The following is a 14,410-nucleotide window of genomic DNA, read 5'->3' on the forward strand; positions in this document are numbered from 1 at the left end:
GGTAATAGTATCAAATCATGACGAAACAAGTTGAAATTTTCACTGACGGTTCTTGTTTAGGCAACCCAGGCCCTGGTGGCTATGGCATCGTACTTCGCTATAAAAAAGTAGAAAAGACACTAGCCGAAGGCTTTACACTAACGACCAACAACCGTATGGAAATGCTCGCAGCTGTCATCGCTCTCCAAGCACTCAAGGAACCTTGCTCTGTGATTCTGACCACGGATAGCCAATACGTTCGCCAAGGCATCACACAGTGGATCCACAACTGGAAAAAGCGTGACTGGAAAACCGCCGACAAGAAACCGGTTAAAAACGCAGACCTGTGGCAAAGGCTCGATAAAGAAACTGCTCGTCATCGTGTTGATTGGCGCTGGGTTAAAGGACACGCTGGACACCGAGAAAATGAAATGTGTGATGATTTAGCGCGAAATGCAGCGGAGAATCCGACTCAAGAAGATACGGGCTATCAACCAAGCTAACCGTCTTTTAAATGAGATGCAGATTTCAGAAACAGATTCATACTTTCCAAACCTGATTGATAACTTCTTAAACTAATTGACAATTTCTCAACCGAATTAGCAGATCAAAAGCCGACAACTAATCGGCTTTTTCTGTTTTCAACGGATATGAAGCTTTAGCGGAATCCATGGTACGACGCGTATTGGTTCTAAAGCTTGCTCCAACCGGAGAGAAACGTCGCTTAAGGTGCCAATGTGGCTTGATAGGCTTAAGTGGGTAAGTTCGTTTACGAGCAACAATAAAGTATTGGCTACCAGCAAAGGAAGCACAGCCGCCCAAGCTGTTCTCTAACCACGTCCACATCGCCTGATACTTACTCATCGGAAACAGTGCATAGGTATCGCAGTGAATCACTTCGTAGTTCAATACACCTAACCAGTCTTTAATTCGGTTTGGCGTGTACATACGTCCACTCCAAGGCAAGCTGTTCTTTCGCCAAGGCATTAAACTTGCGAGTCCGGTAATACTAAACGGATTGAAGCCAGTAATGATGATATAACCATCGTCCATCATCACTCGGTCGACTTCTCTCAATAATCGATGCGGGTCATTGCTATAATCTAACTGATGACTCAGCACCACAACATCAAAGCTTTTCTCCAAAAAGGGTAAATTATAGACATCCGCTATCACATTATGTAATGGGTTCTGGATATCTAGGTTTACTTGATGTTGAATGTTGCATGTGCAGCTAGAAATCTCACTACTGAGACCGCCAAGCTTGAGCATATGGTAACCAAATAGCTTTGGGCACCACTCATCGAGTCGAGTTTGAATAGATTCTCTCAACCAGTCCCCATTGTGCAATTGTGCCCAAGTGTAAGGACGCTCAAACTTCTTTCTGCTACGTGCTGGCTTCATCAATAACCTGTCTCACTTATTCTGTCTCACTAAAAGTGACTGGAGAATCAATAATGTTACATATCAAAAGCATACCTGCATTTAACGACAATTACATCTGGCTGATTCAAAATAGCGATCGCCGTTGTGCTGTCGTCGACCCTGGTGATGCGGCTCCAGTATTAGAGTACTTAGCACATCATGAGCTAACTTTAGATGCAATCTTGATTACACACCACCACCATGATCACATTGGTGGCGTTCCAGAACTAGTCAGACAGTTTCCAAGCATCGATGTTGTGGGTCCAAGGAATGAACCAATCCCGACCTTAACTCACCCCGTTGATGATGGTGATCAATTAGAATTGTTTGGTGAAGTCTTTTTAGTACTCGGGCTCAGTGGCCACACAGCTGGTCACATTGGTTATGTAGGCGATGCCAAACTATTTTGTGGCGATGTGCTGTTTTCAGCAGGTTGCGGTCGAATCATGGAAGGCACGCCACAGCAAATGTTTGATGCACTGAACAAGATCACAGCACTTCCTCAAGAAACCGAGGTTTACTGTGCTCATGAATACACCGCCGCGAACATCGCTTTCGCATTAGCGGTTGAGCCTGACAACCAACATTTGCAGCAATATCGCGACCAAGTAAACCGACTGCGAGCTCAGAATAAGTCGACCATCCCCACAAATTTGAGACAAGAGAAGTTTGTGAACCCTTTCTTGCGCTATACCGAGCCAAGTGTAGTGAAATCAGTATCTAATCGTACTGAGCAGACCGATCCTTTATCGGTATTTACCGCTTTACGTGCGTGGAAGAACGAATTTTAACAAATACAGACTTGTCACTCATAGGGGGTGGCAAGTATTATCACCGGCCGTTAATTAAAAAGGCTGTAACATGCGAGTTAAGTACAGCTGGGCTTTGGTATTACTACTTTCTGGTTGCCAATTAACTCAGTCAGAGAATCCAGACCAAGCTTCCGAGCAAACCAACACACCTCCTACTAAAGAAGTTTCTCAAGCGAACGTTTCATCAGAAGCAGCAGCCAAAGAAGATCAAAAAGTTGAAGCACCTGTCGTTACTCCACAAACACAAGAAGATGTTTGGAAACGTATTGCGATGCAACTAGAAATGGAAGTACCCGACCAAAAGAAGGTTGATTACTACCGAACTTGGTATTTAAAACACCCTAGTCATCTAAAAACCGTCTCACAACGTGCTGAACCTTTCCTTTATCTAATCACCACTAAGATTGAAGAAAAAGGCTTACCACTAGAATTGGCACTATTACCCGTTGTAGAAAGTTCTTTCGATGCATTTGCCTACTCTCATGGCAGCGCAGCAGGTCTATGGCAATTCATTTCTGGCACAGGCAAAGACTACGGACTTGAACAGAACTTCTGGTACGACGGTCGTCGTGATGTCGCTGCCTCTACTGACGCCGCATTGGATTTCCTCTCAGACCTTAACCGACGTTTCGATGGCGATTGGAACCATGCCATTGCTGCCTATAATAGTGGCGGCGGTCGTGTAAACAGTGCTATCCGCAAGAACAAGAAGCTGGGTAAGCCAATCGACTTCTTCTCTTTGGACTTGCCAAAAGAGACCAGCAGCTACGTACCTAAACTCCTTGCGCTAGCTGATGTGATTGCCAACCAAGAAAAGTATGGCATCGATATCCCTGCGATTCCAAACAAGCCAGTACTGACCCTGGTTAACCCAAACGAACAGCTTGATTTAGCGATTGCTGCAAGCTACGCAGGTATTCCAGTCAAAGAACTGCAAGGCTACAACCCCGCTTATAACCAATGGGCGACCGCACCTGAAAAGCATCAGCAATTATTGCTTCCCCTAAGCTCTGTTGAAAAGTTCAACAAAGAAGTGGCGGCCAATAAAGGCAAAGGCATGAAGTTGGTGCGTTACAAGGTTCAGTCTGGTGACAGCATTAGCGTACTAGCAAGTAAATATAACACCACCAGCAAAGTGATCCGCTCTGCAAACGGTTTGAGCAACAACAATATTCGTATTGGACAGCACTTACTTATCCCAACATCCACCAAAGACGACAAGACATACGCACTAAGCGCTTCAAATCGCCTAGCAAGCACACAGTCGAAGAGTCGTGGTCAATATAAGCTTAGTCATACCGTAAAAAGTGGTGACAGCCTATGGACGATTGCACGCGCAAATAAGGTATCTCACCAATCACTGGCTAAGTGGAATGGTATGGGGCCACGCGACACGCTTCGAATTGGTCAAGAACTGGTCATTTGGAAGAATAGTTCCGACGGTGCCATCATCCGAACTGTCTTTTATAACGTAAGATCAGGTGACACAGTCAGCGGTATTGCATCAAAGTTCAAAGTAAAAAGCGCAGATGTTGTAAAATGGAACGCTTTGCAGAACAAGAAATACCTACAGCCAGGACAAAAACTGAAGCTGTATGTTGATGTAACTAAGGTAAGTGTATGAACCCGTCAAGTAACCCACTCGTCATGCTGTTGGATATATTCCGTTCACCAACAGCTTGTTTCTTAGCGCTTTATCAGCGAAGTGCTTGGGGATGGCAACCCTACGTCGTATTAATGCTCAGCCCGTTTTTATTCTGGGGTGCTTATTTTTCGAATGTAGATTTTGCATGGTTAAGTGCAGAATTGTCACAACAACTGGCTCAAACGAACCCTGACCAATTGGCGTTACTTGACAGTAATACCTTACTCGCGAGTGAAATCATCAGCGATGTGTTTAGCCGTACGTTAACCATCATTCTGTTGGCATTCTGGTTTAACCTAGCAACCAAACCAAGCCAGCATCAACATAGCTTTTGGCGATGGTTTGCAGCGGCATCGGTTGTGATATTCCCGGCTGTTTTAGGTGATGTAGCAAGCTACGCAAGCCTGATACTCAAGCATGGACAAGTGATGAGCTACGCTGCTGACTTGAACAGCTTAAACGGCTTAATCAAGTTACCACTAACCAATGATTGGTCGCAGTTTGCCAGCTCTTTACCACTGTTATTACCATGGTATATCGTGTTGGGTTATGCCGCGGTATTGACGTGGACTGAGTTTGAGCGTGGTCAAGCATTGGTCATCTCTGGCTTGCCATGGGTTGGCTACTACCTAATCTGGGCGCTCTACATTTTAATCTTTTAAGTTGAAGAGGTAAGGCTAGCGAAAACTCTCTAGCTTATTACCCAAAGTAACCACAGTAACCACAGTAACCACAGTAACCACAGTGTGAACGGTGAATGGCAAATAGCTAAGATCCAATGACTAATAAGCTAATAACTTCTTACTATTTAGCCTTAAAGGTCACTCGCATAGGGTTATGATCAGAAGCGTCCGTAATGGGCGCTTTTGCATTTTCTACCTCTAACCCTCGATAGAACACATGGTCGAGCACCAATCCTGTCATAAATTGAGTTCGGTTATCCGGTTCAAAGGCAACCTCCGTCAAACCGACCTGTTCCAACGCGCCTTTCAATACCGCAAAGCGAGCCTCACTCCAGCTATTAAAATCTCCAGCAAAAATAACAGGTCCACGATACTGTTGCAGATTGTCAGTTAAGCTCTTCAGCTGAGCCTCGTAATCTTCCGTACCAAAGGTAAAGTTCACAGCATGGATATTAATCACAGCCAACTCTTCGCCATTGCTTAGTTGGTAACGCGACCAAAGCGCCGATTTAGGCAATTGAAGCCAAGGTTCTTCATGAGTATAAGCACAAGCTTCGATCGGTAAATGCGTCGCTAAGTTAAGTACGCCAGCACTTTGTTCAAAGGCTTCAAACGCATTCACACGAGTGCTTCCCCACTGGCCGCTTGTCACCCATTGGCGAAGCTCTACTGTCATACTCGCTTCTTGCAGCAATACAAGATCGCTTCCTGCCGTCAATTTGTTCAGTTCACTCTGCCAATTACTGCGATTTTGCTTGTAGATATTCCACACGGTAATGCTTAGTCCATCAGACACATCAATCGCTTTCGGTGCGGAGTTTTGGTAGCAACTGTAGATGTCGTTACTGGTACTTTGAGAGGAAGTGATCAGGTTGGGTTTATTCGGGATCACGAAGATAAAATGAAAACTAACGACAGCAAGCGTTATCAATACGGCGATAACAATGATGGTTTTCTTAAACATACAGCACCCTACCAGAAATGAAAAAGGAGCGATAAACGCTCCTTTTAGGGTAATAGTTTTTTTATACGGCGTCTTCGTCTTCTTCGCCAGTACGAATACGTACCACACGTTCAACGTCAGTAATGAAGATCTTACCGTCGCCGATTTTACCGGTTTGAGCCGTTTCGATAATGGTATCAACACACTGGTCAGCCACTTCGTCGGTCACAACGATTTCCAATTTCACTTTAGGTAAAAAGTCGACCATGTACTCTGCGCCGCGATATAGCTCAGTATGACCTTTCTGGCGTCCAAAGCCTTTAACTTCAGATACTGTCATACCCGTAATACCCACTTCTGCAAGTGCTTCACGTACATCATCAAGTTTGAATGGCTTGATAATGGCTTCAATCTTTTTCATGTTCATCCCTTAAACTGTACGAATAGCTCATTATCGGTTAGCTATAGTAAACATTCAATGAAAAAAGCCAGAGCTTTAAAGCTCTGGCTCGAAATTTATCATCTTGTTTAATCAGCGCTTTGAGAAGGTTTTACTTAAGGCTTGCGTAGTAAGCGGCTAGATTCGCGATATCTTCATCACTCAGCATAGAAGCCTGAGCCTGCATCACAGCGGCCAAGCCACCATTACGCTGTTTTGTTTTGTAAGCGTTGATCGATGAAACGATGTACTGCTCGTTTTGTCCTTTCAGGTTTGGGTAACCTGGGATCATAGCGATACCATCGGCGCCATGACAAGCCGCACAGATTGCTGCTTTAGCTTGGCCCGCAGCAACATCACCCGCCAGAGCGTTACCACTCAATAGTCCAAGTCCGAGAACTAATCCTAGTGTAATTTTCTTCATTGCATATTCCATTAATTATTTTTATTAAAGTGACGGTGAATTGTGACACAAACTTTTTCTACTTGCTCCAAAGCGCTTCACAATCTTGACCTTCGTAGTTTTTATCTACGAATAAGCCTAAAACAGCGATCACTCGATCGCCATCCATTAATATCGGCGTTCTGCGTCTTAACCAACTGGGTACTTGGTATTCTTGAAACAGCTTCTTGAGCTTTCTACTATGCCCGCGCCCAACAGGGTGAGCCGAAAGTCCTTCAGGGTTAAAGATCACTCTTAGTGTTGCACTTGTATCCGACAAACTAAAGCTTTGCACATCACGGTTGTTAGATTCGCCCTCACTCAGTGCTGAATTTAAGCGTAGCTCCCCTAAGCCATCGGGTAGCGTCACACTCTCTCCCATTAAAAGATGGCTTTGCCAGTCGGATAGGTCTTTAGTCTCTCTCACTAAATAGAGCTGATGATTAAAACGTCGAACTTCGGCATCATTCAACACCAGCTTAGGGTTGGCGTCCGCCTGAGCACATGCAACTTCATCCCAAATAAGCTTGAGCTGCTTTTGACTCGGCATCGGTTGATTACAATGACTCAACCACATTCTTAGCAGTCGTGCTCGTAGTAAATCTGAGTGTTGAGATAACGCCTCAATACTTAAGTTTTGGCTATCCCCTAAAGCTTGCTGAAAGTGTGATTCAAGCAACTCATCCAATAGTAACTCTTGATCTGCACATAATTGAGCACTACGACTGACCGCCTCTCGGAAACTAGGCCAGCGCTCAGTCAGTGCCGGAGTAACTTGATGACGAATAAAATTGCGGTCAAAGCGAACGTCTTGATTACTCTCATCTTCGACCCAAGTTAAACCCATGTCGTGCGCCGACGCTTCAATGTCTGATCGAGTCACTGAAAGTAGCGGTCGAACGATAAACGCTTCGCCAAACGGCATCACCTTCGCCATTGAAGAGAGCCCTTTCGGACCACTGCCACGCTTCAACGCCAACAAGAAAGTCTCTACTTGGTCATCGATGTGTTGACCTGTAACTAATACATCACCCTGTCTAATATGCTTTTTAAAGGCTTGGTATCGCGCGTCTCGAGCCAGCTTTTCTACGCTCTCACCACTGTCGGTATCCAGCGAGACTCGTTCTATAACTAACGAAACCGACAAAGCATCACACCATGCTTGGCATTGCTCAGCCCAGTGATCAGCATTGTTGCTTAAACCGTGGTGAACGTGCACCGCGCAGCACTCAATGCCATGCGTTTGCGCGTACTGCGCTGCTAACTCTAACAAGACTCGAGAATCAACACCGCCACTGAAAGCCACGACCAACCTACTAGGCTTGAGTGCGCTTTGATTAAGTACAGATGTGAAGGTTTCGATTAAGTGAGTCATGAGCGAGTGAACCATGAGAGTAGGTTTGAAGGGAGAATATTTTAATAATAAAAAAGGGTTGGCACTGAGTCCAACCCTTTCATCATCTTGTTACTTGAAGCTGCCTCATTTCAAGGCACGCTTATCAGCAGTAACCGTAGCTCATTAGGCGTTGGTAACGACGCTCAAGCAGAGCTTCGTTATCAAACTGCTCTAGCTCTTCTAGCTGTTTAACTAGCATGTCTTTCATGTTCTGAGCCGTTTGTACTGGATCGCGGTGCGCGCCACCTAGAGGCTCAGGAATGATTTCATCGATAAGCTCAAGCTCTTTAAGACGAGGAGCAACTAGGCCCATCGCTTCAGCAGCTTGTGGCGCTTTATCTGAATCACGCCATAAGATTGAAGCACAACCTTCTGGAGAGATTACTGCATACGTAGAGTACTGAAGCATGTTCACGTAGTCACCAACACCAATCGCCAGTGCACCACCAGAACCGCCTTCACCCACAACGTTACAAATAACCGGAACTGAAAGGCCAGCCATAACTTTTAGGTTTTTAGCGATAGCTTCAGATTGACCACGCTCTTCTGCACCAACACCTGGGTAAGCACCCGCTGTGTCGATAAAAGTAATAATTGGCATGTTGAAACGCTCAGCCGTTTCCATTAGGCGAAGTGCCTTACGGTAACCTTCTGGCTTTGGCATACCAAAGTTACGGATCACTTTCTCTTTAGTCTCACGACCTTTCTGGTGACCAATAACCATAACAGGACGACCATTTAGACGAGCCATACCACCCACAATAGCTTTGTCGTCAGCGTAAGCGCGATCGCCCGCCATCTCTTCAAATTCTGTGAAGGCATGCTCCAGGTAATCTTTGGTGTAAGGACGTTGAGGGTGACGAGCAAGTTGAGCTACCTGCCATGCACCTAAGTCACTAAAGATTTTCTGTTTAAGCTCTAAGCTTTTTTTCTCTAGTTGTTCGATTTCTTTGTCTAGATCTACCGCTGTGTCACCACCGTGACGCGAAACGTCACGTAGCGCTTCGATTTTTGCTTCAAGTTCAGCGATAGGCTTTTCAAATTCTAGAAAGTTCAGGCTCATCTATGAATCCTTGTTGATTCAGCTCCGTATTCACGAAGCTAAATTTTAGTTAAATTCGAGTTCTACTTGGCTATTTCCAAGCAGCTGTTTTAATTCGTCTAGTAATGTATCACTTGGCGTCACACGCCATTCTGTGCCCAATGTTAACCGCGCTCTAGCGTCGGCACGCTGGTAGTATACATTGACTGGGACCGTTCCGGCTCTATAAGGTTCTAAGATTTGACTAAAGCGTTCAAAAAATTGACCATTAATTTGGGATTGGTCGATAGATATCGACACCCCACGAGCATATTTCTCACGGGCGCTTCCTAAGTCCATGACCTCGCGCGCGGTCATTTTAAGCCCACCATTGAAATCATCAAAGCTGACCTGTCCAGAAACGACCACTATTTTATCTTTTTCGAGCAATTCAGCGTAACGATCAAGTGCATCCGAGAACAACATTACTTCCATTCGCCCCGACCGGTCGTCGAGGGTCATCAAACCAATTCGAGTTCCGCGCTTCGTGGTCATTACCCTAGCAGCAATGACCAAACCTGCAATCGTTAAAGACTGATCACGACGCGTCGGCGTCGCATCTTTCAAGCGACAGCTGGTGTATTTCGCGAGCTCTTTAATGTACGCATTAACCGGGTGACCCGTTAAATACAAACCTAACGTCTCACGCTCACCTTCAAGCCAAACCTTTTCAGGCCACTTCGGTACTTGGGTATACTTGTGTTCCACCTCTTCCGGAGCGTCAGTCAACACGCCAAACATATCCGATTGACCAAAAGACTCAGCGTGGTGATGTTGGCTTGCCGCCTTAACCGCATCTTTCAATGAGGCCATCATCGCCGCTCGGTGAGGACCTAATCTATCTAACGCGCCGGATAGAATCAACTTTTCAATAACACGTTTGTTGACCTTCTTCAGATCAAGACGTGCACAGAAGTCGAATAAATCTTTAAAGTAACCGCCTTTATTTCGCGCTTCAATGATGGCTTCAATAGGGCCTTCACCCACCCCTTTAATCGCACCGATACCATAAACAATCGCGCCGTCTTCATCGACATTAAAGCGGTATAGACCCGAGTTGATATCGGGTGGAAGGAGCTTGAGCTTCATACGGAAACACTCATCGACAAGGCCAATAACCTTTTCGGTGTTATCCATATCTGCGGTCATTACCGCTGCCATAAACTCCGCTGGGTAGTGGGTTTTCAGCCACAGCGTTTGATAAGAAACCAGTGCATATGCCGCTGAGTGAGATTTGTTGAAGCCGTAGCCCGCAAACTTCTCAACCAAGTCAAAGATCTTCATGGACAGTTCGCCATCAACACCATTGGCTTCAGCACCTTCTTTAAAGGTACCGCGCTGTTTTGCCATCTCTTCAGGCTTTTTCTTACCCATCGCACGACGCAACATATCGGCTCCACCAAGCGTATAACCCGCAAGGATCTGAGCGATTTGCATTACCTGTTCTTGATACAGGATGATGCCGTAAGTTGGTTCTAGTGTTTCTTTTAACGATTCGTGTTGCCACGTTTCATCAGGGTAAGATACAGCTTCTCGGCCGTGTTTACGGTCGATAAAGTTATCTACCATGCCTGATTGCAGAGGGCCCGGGCGGAACAAAGCTACCAATGCGATGATATCTTCAAAAGAGTCGGGTTGTAGACGCTTGATCAGGTCTTTCATACCGCGTGATTCCAGTTGGAATACCGCCGTCGTTTCAGAATTTTGTAATAGGTTAAATGACGCTTGGTCATCTAGAGGAATCGATTCAATACGAACCGGCTCTTTACCCTCTTTCTTCAAGCGTGGGTTTACGAGGCCTAACGCCCAATCGATGATAGTCAGGGTACGTAGACCCAAGAAGTCGAATTTAACCAAACCGGCGGTTTCAACGTCATTCTTATCGAATTGCGTTACCGGGAAGTTGCCTTCCGCATCGGCATAAATAGGTGCAAAGTCAGTGATCGTGGTGGGTGAGATAACAACACCACCCGCGTGCTTACCGGCATTTCGCGTACACCCCTCAAGAATACGACACTTATCAATCAGTTCGCGTACTTCTTCATCACCGTCGTAGAGTTCTGGCAATGCTGGCTCAGCAAGGAAGGCCTTCTCTAGCGTCATGCCCGGATCTGGCGGAACCAGCTTAGAAATACGGTCAACGAAACCAAACGGGTGGCCCAATACACGGCCAACGTCACGAATTACCGCTTTTGCCGCCATAGTACCAAAGGTGATGATCTGAGAAACGGCATCACGACCGTACATCTCGGCTACGTGATCAATAACTTGGTCGCGTTTATCCATGCAGAAGTCGATATCGAAATCGGGCATAGATACACGTTCTGGGTTCAAGAAACGTTCAAACAGCAAGTCATATTCAAGTGGATCAAGATCTGTGATATCCAATGCGTAAGCCACCAAAGAACCGGCACCAGAACCACGACCCGGACCTACTGGTACGTCGTTATCTTTTGACCACTGGATGAACTCCATTACGATCAAGAAGTAACCCGGGAACCCCATGTTGTTGACAACTTCAAGTTCAATCTTGAGTCGCTCATCGTATTCAGGTCTGCGTTCAGCTCGAATTTTCTCATCAGGGAATAGAAACGCTAAACGACGCTCAAGGCCTTCTTCTGATTTTTTAATCAAGAAGTCTTCAATCGCCAAACCTTCCGTTGGGAAGTTAGGTAAGAAGTATTCGCCCAGTCGAACAGTTACGTTACAACGCTTAGCAATCTCGACACTGTTTTCCAGTGCTTCAGGGATGTCTGAGAACAACTCACACATCTCTTCTTCACTACGCAAGTATTGTTGTGAGCTGTAGTTTTTCGGTCGACGTGGATCAACCATTGTAAAACCGTCGTGAATCGCCACACGAATTTCATGGGCGTCAAACAAGTCTTCAGAGATGAAAACCACTTCGTTGGTCGCGACAACAGGCAGGTCTTCTTGTTCAGCAAGCTCTAGTGCAAAGTGCAGATAAGACTCTTCGTCCGGGCGCCCAGTACGAATTAGCTCCAGATAAAAACGGTCTGCGAAATGTGTTTTGTAAAACTCAACGCTGCTTGCAACCAACTCTCGATTGCCTTTCAGCAGCGCCTTACCAATCTCACCCTCTTTTGCTCCCGATAGAAGAATCAGGCCTTCGGCATGTTCAATCAGCCACTCTTTATCAATAACTGGCTGATGTTGAACATGACCACGAAGGTAAGCTTTTGAAATCAATAATGTTAGGTTGTTATAACCTTTATTATTCGTTGCAATAACAGTGAGTTTGGTTAATTCATCGCCAAAATCCGGAGACTGCATCAAGAAGTCAGCACCAATAATTGGCTTAACCCCACACCCATGGGCAGTACCGTAAAATTTCACCAAGCCACATAGGTTAGTAAAGTCGGTCAATGCTAGAGCGGGCATACCCATTTCAGCGACTTTCTTAACTAATGGTGGCACCTTAGATAGGCCATCCACCATCGAAAAATCACTGTGTACGCGTAGGTGAACAAATTTTGGATCTGACATTATTTTTCCTGAGTTCTAGGTTTAGGCCTAGGATTACAACTGTGTGTATTCTATTTTTTTCTACCGCAAATAAGCAACTTTATTCGATGCCTTGCTCCGGTCAACATGAGTCTAAGCAATATAAAGCTCTAACCAATACTAAGCCCTAATCAATATACAGCCTTAGCCGACGAGTTTTAGTCTAGACCTAAAATGCGCTTTACTGGCTTAAAGCTTTTGCGGTAATGCTCGGTGACACCGTGTTTTTCAATCGCCTCGAAATGCGCTTTGGTCGGATAACCTTTATGTTGAGCAAAACCAAACTCTGGATGAAGTTTATCAAGTTCTTCCATCTCTTGGTCACGAACAACTTTAGCGATGATAGATGCCGCGCTGATTTCAGCAACTCGCAAGTCCCCTTTTACAATAGCAAGACCATCCATCGGCAGTTCAGGAACGCGGTTTCCATCGATTAGTGCCATATCAGGTTGAACGCTTAGCCCTGCGATAGCTCGCTGCATAGCAACCATGGTCGCTTGCAGAATATTCCACTCATCAATTTCTTGCGGGGAACAACGACCAACAGACCAAGCCAAGGCTTTCTCTTTGATTTCAGGAAACAGAGCCAGACGCTTCTTCTCAGACAGTTTCTTTGAGTCGTTCAAACCTTCGATTGGATTATTAGGGTCGAGGATAACCGCAGCGGTAACAACATCACCAACTAACGGCCCGCGCCCTACCTCATCAACACCAGCAAATAACTGGTAGCCTTGAGGATACTCAAAAGGAGGAAGCTCTTTTTTCTCTTTTACTGCCATAATTCTTCTCTTAATGTTTTGTAAACAAGCACTTTATGACTCAACACATGGTCGATCTATCAATTTCAATACCGCATTAGCGGCTTGTTTATCCGCGTCTTTACGAATCCAATGATGCATCTCGGTAAAGCGTTCGATTAATACGCTGTTATCAGCGGATAGCATCTTATCGACAGACGGAAACAAGAAGTCTGGGTGACACTCTTCAAGAATATGCTCTTTCACAATCTCTTCGCCAGCCAAAATGTTCGGCAACGATACGAATTCAGTAATCGATAATTTCTTAACAATATAACCCGTCAGTTTATTTACTTTGTAGCCAACGACCATCGGGCGTTTCAGCAACATGCATTCGAGAGCAACAGTACCCGAAGCTAACAGAACAGAATCAGCAGCGGTAATCACGTTGGTGGCGGTATCTTCTACCAACGTAAATTCAAGTTCAGGTGCCGTCGATTGCCAAATTTCAGTGAACTGCTTTTTACGCTGCTCATTAACGAGCGCAACAACAAAATTGATATCAGGGTATTTTTGCTTAATACGCTGGCAAGTTTCAATAAAGGGTTGAGCAATCAAACTCATCTCACCACCGCGACTACCCGGTAATACGGCTAACCAAGGCTTATCTTGATCTAAACCTAAAAGCTCGCGAGCTTCTTTTTTATTTGGTTCTAGTGGAATGGTGTCTGCCAATGTATGGCCAACAAATTCACAAGCAACATTATATTTATCGTAGAATGCCTTTTCGAACGGCAAGAAAGCCAGTACCAAGTCGGTTGCTTTGTCGATTTTAAAGATACGCTTTGGACGCCATGCCCATACTGAAGGGCTGACATAATGAACGGTCTTAATACCCGCGTTCTTAAGATCCAATTCAAGTCTTAGGTTGAAGTCTGGCGCATCGATACCAACGAAGACATCTGGTGGGTTTTGAGTGAAATAGTTAACCAGTTCCGCTTTCACTTTTAACAAACGAGGTAAACGACCAAGCACTTCTACAAGCCCCATCACGGCAAGCTCTTCCATTTCGAAAAGAGACTCACAACCAAGCGCTTTCATTTTTGGTCCGCCAATACCCACGAATTCAGCATTCGGATATTGTGATTTGACCGCTTTAATAAAACCCCCGCCAAGCGTGTCACCCGAGAGTTCTCCGACGACGATACCTACGCGTAGAGGTTCATTCGAAACAAAGTCCGAGCTATTGGTTGCTGCTTCTTGCTGTGCCATAGTTTTCCAATTCCCTTCTTGCCTAAAACAA

13 protein-coding genes are annotated in these 14,410 nt (G+C 45.3%); 4 read left to right on the forward strand and 9 right to left on the reverse strand.

Annotated elements, in window-relative coordinates; all coding sequences use genetic code 11:
* Positions 1–17 precede the first annotated feature (17 nt).
* Positions 18–482 (forward strand): ribonuclease HI, encoded by a 465-nt coding sequence (rnhA, locus tag AC3CID_RS11835; protein ID WP_488526591.1) that lies wholly within the window; start codon positions 18–20, stop codon positions 480–482.
* Positions 483–600: 118 nt separating this feature from the next.
* On the opposite strand, the gene AC3CID_RS11840 is transcribed toward rnhA, so the two are convergent.
* Positions 601–1,383 (reverse strand): class I SAM-dependent methyltransferase, encoded by a 783-nt coding sequence (locus AC3CID_RS11840; protein WP_488526592.1) that lies wholly within the window; start codon positions 1,381–1,383, stop codon positions 601–603.
* A 53-nt stretch (positions 1,384–1,436) separates the two neighbouring features.
* Here AC3CID_RS11840 and gloB point away from each other — a divergent pair, with 53 nt between their 5' ends.
* The 3 genes from gloB (at position 1,437) to AC3CID_RS11855 (ending at position 4,523) form a co-directional block, all read left to right on the forward strand.
* Positions 1,437–2,195 (forward strand): hydroxyacylglutathione hydrolase, encoded by a 759-nt coding sequence (gene gloB, locus AC3CID_RS11845; protein WP_004734329.1) that lies wholly within the window; start codon positions 1,437–1,439, stop codon positions 2,193–2,195.
* 70 nt (positions 2,196–2,265) lie between these two features.
* On the forward strand, positions 2,266–3,840 hold the full coding sequence (locus AC3CID_RS11850; RefSeq protein ID WP_065205026.1) for a LysM peptidoglycan-binding domain-containing protein: 1,575 nt from the start codon (positions 2,266–2,268) through the stop codon (positions 3,838–3,840).
* Entirely contained in the window at positions 3,837–4,523 is a 687-nt protein-coding gene (locus AC3CID_RS11855; protein ID WP_488526593.1) for a YIP1 family protein, read from the forward strand. The genes AC3CID_RS11850 and AC3CID_RS11855 overlap by 4 nt, the downstream gene beginning before the upstream one ends.
* A 142-nt stretch (positions 4,524–4,665) precedes the next feature.
* On the opposite strand, the gene AC3CID_RS11860 is transcribed toward AC3CID_RS11855, so the two are convergent.
* The 8 genes from AC3CID_RS11860 to lpxB form a co-directional block, all read right to left on the reverse strand.
* On the reverse strand, positions 4,666–5,508 hold the full coding sequence (locus AC3CID_RS11860) for an endonuclease/exonuclease/phosphatase family protein (RefSeq protein WP_114633895.1): 843 nt from the start codon (positions 5,506–5,508) through the stop codon (positions 4,666–4,668).
* Positions 5,509–5,569: 61 nt separating this feature from the next.
* Complete coding sequence (gene glnB, locus AC3CID_RS11865; protein WP_004738609.1) at positions 5,570–5,908, reverse strand: nitrogen regulatory protein P-II; 339 nt, start codon at positions 5,906–5,908, stop codon at positions 5,570–5,572.
* 130 nt (positions 5,909–6,038) lie between these two features.
* Complete coding sequence (locus tag AC3CID_RS11870; RefSeq protein ID WP_029222103.1) at positions 6,039–6,350, reverse strand: c-type cytochrome; 312 nt, start codon at positions 6,348–6,350, stop codon at positions 6,039–6,041.
* A gap of 58 nt (positions 6,351–6,408) precedes the next feature.
* Positions 6,409–7,743 (reverse strand): tRNA lysidine(34) synthetase TilS, encoded by a 1,335-nt coding sequence (tilS, locus tag AC3CID_RS11875; protein ID WP_488526594.1) that lies wholly within the window; start codon positions 7,741–7,743, stop codon positions 6,409–6,411.
* A gap of 124 nt (positions 7,744–7,867) precedes the next feature.
* Positions 7,868–8,827 (reverse strand): acetyl-CoA carboxylase carboxyl transferase subunit alpha, encoded by a 960-nt coding sequence (accA, locus tag AC3CID_RS11880; RefSeq protein ID WP_171329180.1) that lies wholly within the window; start codon positions 8,825–8,827, stop codon positions 7,868–7,870.
* Positions 8,828–8,872: 45 nt separating this feature from the next.
* Positions 8,873–12,352 carry a DNA polymerase III subunit alpha gene (dnaE, locus tag AC3CID_RS11885; protein WP_488526595.1) on the reverse strand — a complete coding sequence of 1,160 codons (3,480 nt, stop codon included), beginning with the start codon at positions 12,350–12,352 and terminating at the stop codon, positions 8,873–8,875.
* 176 nt (positions 12,353–12,528) lie between these two features.
* Positions 12,529–13,149 (reverse strand): ribonuclease HII, encoded by a 621-nt coding sequence (gene rnhB / locus AC3CID_RS11890; protein WP_004734338.1) that lies wholly within the window; start codon positions 13,147–13,149, stop codon positions 12,529–12,531.
* A gap of 33 nt (positions 13,150–13,182) precedes the next feature.
* The gene (lpxB, locus tag AC3CID_RS11895; protein WP_488526596.1) at positions 13,183–14,379 is read right to left on the reverse strand and encodes a lipid-A-disaccharide synthase; all 1,197 of its coding nucleotides are present in this window, start codon (positions 14,377–14,379) and stop codon (positions 13,183–13,185) included.
* Between the last annotated feature and the right edge of the window lie 31 nt (positions 14,380–14,410).

The sequence above is a fragment of the Vibrio sp. QJM3NY_21 genome (assembly GCF_057785975.1).